This window comes from Polynucleobacter sp. 39-46-10 (genome assembly GCF_002282275.1).
The window spans coordinates 1-2509 of record NZ_NCJB01000322.1; the positions used below are offsets into that span (position 1 = coordinate 1).

Genomic DNA, 2509 nt, shown 5'->3' on the forward strand with positions numbered 1-2509 from the left:
GGGTTCGACCTCATTGGCGATGACGGCTTACCGCCCAGAAGAGCGTGACAAAGCTCAGGCAGCAATTAACTTCTTTGTGTTCGGCACTATGGCCTTTACTTCTTTCGGCTCTGGCGCACTCATTACCTCGCAGGGCTGGAATATTTTGAACTGGGGCTCACTACTTCCAGTTGCCGTCACAGCAGGTGCTTTGATTTGGCTTAGCGCCAATCGAAAGAAACTAGGAAGCTTTAGCTAAGGGCAAATTGAAGAGCAGGTTTTGCGGTTTCAGCTTGAGTTGCTTTTCATCATTCATAGCAATCGCCATATAGACTGGTTTTCCAGCCTGCGATTGGGTCACAGCAGCCTCATCGATAAAGTCGAGGCGGAATAAACAGATCACCCTCTCAAGCTCATCCGCATCTACGGGCTCTTTTTTATACAGCTTATTGAGGATATCGGATGCAGCAGCATCTAGACCAACATGCCAAGACCACTTTGGGTCAGTGATTTGCTGCATTGGGGTAATACGTACCTGAGCACCTAAAAAATGTTGTATCCATTTTTCAAGCACGCGACAAAAGTGATTAATAGGTGGCTGCCCAAAATTCAGCTGAACCGCAAAATCATGGTCCTCGGATTTCTCCCAATAGAGATCAGCATTTTCTTCATGCAGAACATCTAAGTCGATCGAGCGCATAGACATCGACTTACTCTTCAGGAGATCTAGAATATTGCCAGTCTCCCCTGCCTGTGCATTGCGAGTAACCACCTCATCATCTGCACCCATTACAACACCGTCTTCTAGTACAGTAATCTTCTGAGTCCGAAAGAAAATCTCGCCCATGCGGGCATCTAAAGGATGGCAATCTTGACCCAAGATGTGGTGAATAAATATTTGCGCCAGCTGAGAAATAAATAGCGGTGGAACATCTACACCTTCACCCTTAAATAAACTCATATAGAAGTTTTCTAAAGAGCTAGCCGCCAATAATTTGGCTCGATATCTCAACCAAACCTGATAGTTCACCTGAATATCAGGATCTGACATCGCGGCAATTTCTTGCTCCGAAATTACTGCACGCGGGCTCTCGCTTAAACGTTGATGCAGACTTCGCTCTGCATCGCAGGATTCAGGAACGAGATTTAACTCTGGGCGCAGTAGGTAAGTACGCAGAAAATCATCTGTCACCAGTAATTGATTATCCGAGCCCACCGTCAGGGTTTGATATGCGGAATGAGGCCAGAAGTGTGTCATGTGATTGTGCTCGAACAAAAAGATTACGCTCAGAATATACTAGCCCCTCAATTTCAGCCAAAGAGGAAGAAAAACGTGAGCGAACTGCAAAAAATAGATACTGTTGTTGGTGATGGCGCGGAAGCTGTTGCCGGCAATGATGTAGACGTACATTACACCGGCTGGTTATTTGATGAGAATGCACCAGATCACAAAGGGCAGAAGTTTGATAGCTCCCTTGATCGCGGCCAATTATTCAGCTTTCCTTTAGGTGCTGGCCATGTCATTAAGGGCTGGGACCAGGGTGTACAAGGCATGAAAATCGGCGGTAAACGCACTCTGATCATCCCTTCAGAAATGGGTTACGGGCCACGTGGTGCTGGTGGTGTGATTCCCCCAAATGCGACGCTGGTCTTTGATGTGGAGCTACACGGAGTCAGTTAATTCGAAAGCTGCATCTGCAAGTAATAAGGCCACTCAATTGAACTGAGTGGCCTTATTTTTACAAAGTAAATGAGGTGCCTATGAACGCAAATCTTTACCGTTCAAAGTTAATTTACTTTGCGATGTTGGCTGGCACAAACTAATCAAACGATTTCTCTCCGCCATCACTTTATCGGTGTAGCCGCCGTCATTTTCTGCATTTGCCGCACCAACATAGTATTTCAAGCCATTACGTAATGAGCCACTGGTCGCTATCAAATACTTCAGGATGTAGGCGCCTATCCGAATATTCACCTCTGGCTTAACCGCTTCACTAACGCCGCCATACAAGGCATATTTATCTTGGTGAATAGAAGTCATCACCTGCATCAAGCCCTCAGCGCCAGCATGACTTTTACTAAGTGGGTTGAAGTTAGACTCCACTGAGATTACGGCGAGTAAAAGGACTGGATCAATATTGACTTCTTTTGCAATCAAAACAGTATTCGATACATACTCTTCAATCTTGGCGCGATCCAGCTTGTACTTTTTCTCGAAGAAGTCAGCTACTGCGCGTTGATTTTGAATCGATGTCATCAATTTGGAATCAAGCGCCTGGGGATCTATTTTTGATACTGGAATCCGATCTGATAAATGCGAGATCGGCTTCACTTGCGCATGAGCTACTGATGGCATCAAGAGTGCTACTGTTTGCTGCTTAGCACTTGTCAGGCCGCTATTAGGGCCGGCCGAAACCTTGCCATAGATCACGTTGGCGATCTCTTTGTCAGCTAGGGCCTGAGGAGCATCTTCTTGATACTGATCGAGAATTCCAAAACCGTTTTGCCAAACCATCTGGCGAGCTTCATC

Annotated in this window: 3 protein-coding genes and 1 pseudogene; 2 read left to right on the top strand and 2 right to left on the bottom strand. The window is 46.1% G+C overall.

Translation table 11 applies throughout. The annotated features are described in order from the left end of the window. A pseudogene (locus B7X71_RS15105) lies at positions 1–238 on the top strand (MFS transporter); the annotation flags it as partial. Here the strand turns inward: B7X71_RS15105 and B7X71_RS15110 are convergent. After that, complete coding sequence (locus B7X71_RS15110) at positions 221–1237, bottom strand: DUF6352 family protein (RefSeq protein ID WP_293601284.1); 1017 nt, start codon at positions 1235–1237, stop codon at positions 221–223. The pseudogene B7X71_RS15105 and the gene B7X71_RS15110 sit on opposite strands and share 18 nt — an antisense overlap. Before the next feature lie 75 nt (positions 1238–1312). Here B7X71_RS15110 and B7X71_RS15115 point away from each other — a divergent pair, with 75 nt between their 5' ends. Next, complete coding sequence (locus B7X71_RS15115; RefSeq protein ID WP_215302647.1) at positions 1313–1660, top strand: FKBP-type peptidyl-prolyl cis-trans isomerase; 348 nt, start codon at positions 1313–1315, stop codon at positions 1658–1660. Between the two features lie 78 nt (positions 1661–1738). Here the strand turns inward: B7X71_RS15115 and B7X71_RS15120 are convergent. Next, on the bottom strand, positions 1739–2509 hold a 771-nt coding region (locus B7X71_RS15120; RefSeq protein WP_293601286.1), incomplete at its 5' end, for a lytic transglycosylase domain-containing protein.